General features: G+C 43.5%; 2 pseudogenes. One reads left to right on the forward strand and one right to left on the reverse strand.

Annotated features, from left to right (window positions below):
- Nucleotides 1-502 precede the first annotated feature (502 nt).
- Nucleotides 503-1,624, forward strand: a pseudogene (locus MAQ5080_RS17100) (IS3 family transposase).
- A 31-nt stretch (nucleotides 1,625-1,655) separates the two neighbouring features.
- On the opposite strand, the pseudogene MAQ5080_RS17105 reads toward MAQ5080_RS17100, so the two are convergent.
- Nucleotides 1,656-2,021, reverse strand: a pseudogene (locus tag MAQ5080_RS17105) (transposase); the annotation flags it as partial.
- Nucleotides 2,022-2,319: the final 298 nt, after the last annotated feature.

The following is a 2,319-nucleotide window of genomic DNA, read 5'->3' on the forward strand; positions in this document are numbered from 1 at the left end:
ACCCTAAGATTAAAGAACGTAAAGCGAATTGACATGGTCACTTGCTTAAGACTTCAAAGTTTTTGAGAAGTCTCCAGCGAGCGCCCACACAAATTATCTGATTATCTATTTTAAAGAGCGTTGACACTGTTGCTTGCTGTTTCCAGTTCGCTTCGCAGTCCGTTGTGGTCTGCCGTGTCAGTGGAGGCGTATAATACGCATCAGAATTTTCAGCGCAAGCACTTTTTGAATTAATTTTAAAAAACATCGAATTTATAAGAGAAAACCGCAAGGCTGTCTATTTATTGATCACAAACAAGCATTTATCGATCAATAAATAGACAGAGCGATTTCCAATCCTCTTCCGAGGAGGTTGCCAGACCTTTAACCCCCCTCCCAGCCTTGTATCTCTCCAAGTAAGTTGTTCTGCTAGCAACTTACTTCATTGGCTCAGTAAGTATGAATCGACCAGACTTCTCTAGACACTTTATTGATATACAATTAAGTGTTCTTAGGAGGAGCAATAAATCAACGATTTACTGAAGAATTTAAGATCCAAGCGGTTAAACAAATGACTGAGCAAGGCTACTCTGTTGCAAGAGTGTCGGATCGCTTAGGTATGTCCACTCATAGCCTATACGCTTGGATCAAAAAGTATGGTCCTCAAACAAGTCACCACCAAGAAGTCTCTGATCAAGAAGCTCGTATTCGTCAGCTTGAGAAAGAGCTAAAGCGGGTCTCTCAAGAAAGGGATATCCTAAAGGAAGCCACCATATTTTTCGCGGAAGAGTCAAAGAAAAATACGCGTTCATAAAATCCCGGCTCGATCGTTTTCCTGCCCGACTTATGTGCCAAACGCTAAAGATTCAGCGTAGTGGGTTTTATGCGTGGCTTAAACACCCCAAATCAGCAAGAGCTGTTGAGGATGACAGACTTACTGGGCTGATTAAGCATTCTTGGCTTGAAAGTGGTTGTGTGTACGGCTATCGAAAAATTCACAGCGATCTTAAAGATCTGCAGACATCGTGTAGCAAAGTTAATGAAGCGTGAAGGGCTTAAAGCTCAAGTTGGCTATGGAAAACGTCCTGGAAAGTACGGCGGAAAACCTGCACATGTTGCGCAAAACATTTTAGATCGCTCGTTCTCACCGGAAGCTCCAAATCAATCGTGGGTCACTGACATTACGTACATTAAGACGCATGAAGGCTGGCTGTATCTCGCTGTTGTTTTGGACCTATACTCACGAGCCGTGGTCGGCTGGTCAATGAGCTCAAGAATGGAAAGTGAGCTCGTTACTCAAGCGTTGTTATCGGCTGTCTGGCGACGTAAACCTAAAAGCACTGTACTGATTCACTCGGATCAGGGTAGTCAGTTCACAGTATACGAGTGGCAAAGTTTTTTAGAGAAGCACAACTTAAAGCCCAGCATGAGTCGCCGAGGAAACTGCCATGACAATGCTGTTGCAGAAAGCTTTTTTCAGCTGCTTAAACGTGAAAGGGTAAAACGAAAAATCTATGTAACACGAGAGAAAGCAAGAGCTGACATATTCGATTACATAGAGATGTTTTATAACGCTACACGTAAGCATAGCCATGCTGCTAACATGCCACCGCTGGCCTACGAAAAACTAGGGAATCATAAGTAAGAGATGGTCTAGTAAAGTCTGGTCGATTCAGACCGTAGATAGTCTGTGTGATGGATTCGATATCACGCGTTGTTAAGCCCTTAGCATACAACTCAAAACATAACTCATTCAGCGAGTCAGATTGATCCCGCATAATATTGAGCAATGTTGGCTTGAAGTGCCCCAATCGATCCCTTGGGATTTGCAGGGATAAAGCCTCCCCGATACCAAAGCCGTTCACGCTGCGATAGCCATTTGCTTTATTGCCTTGTACCGCCGCCTCAAGATAAGCCGATCGCTCGGCCTTCATCAGACTGTTGATCGCCATCTCGAGTAATTTATTGATACCGTCAGGCTGTGAAGTTAGCTGGTCAACGGCGGCTTGTATCTGTTGAGTGTTTAGTTTTAAAGTGTCCATAGTCTCTCTTTTGTTAAATGGTTTGTTTTTTGGTCGAAACAAAAACATTTAATGAGAGAGGGGCGCCTAATACAACGCCCTTTACTGGACACACTTCTTGGGACGGTATGCTTTCAACCTCTGCGGTCTGCTTAGGGATCTGACCCCTTTCCGGTACCGTCCCGTTAAGTGTGTCTCTGCTCTCATCAAACATCTTTATTTATCTCTTATTTAAATAAGTTGCTCTTTTGGAATCGACTCACAGGGTGACGATAAGTACTGCTATTCATATCAATCGCAACCTTACTTAAAAGGGTTA

The organism is Marinomonas aquimarina, assembly GCF_900089755.1.
Classification (GTDB): domain Bacteria; phylum Pseudomonadota; class Gammaproteobacteria; order Pseudomonadales; family Marinomonadaceae; genus Marinomonas; species Marinomonas aquimarina.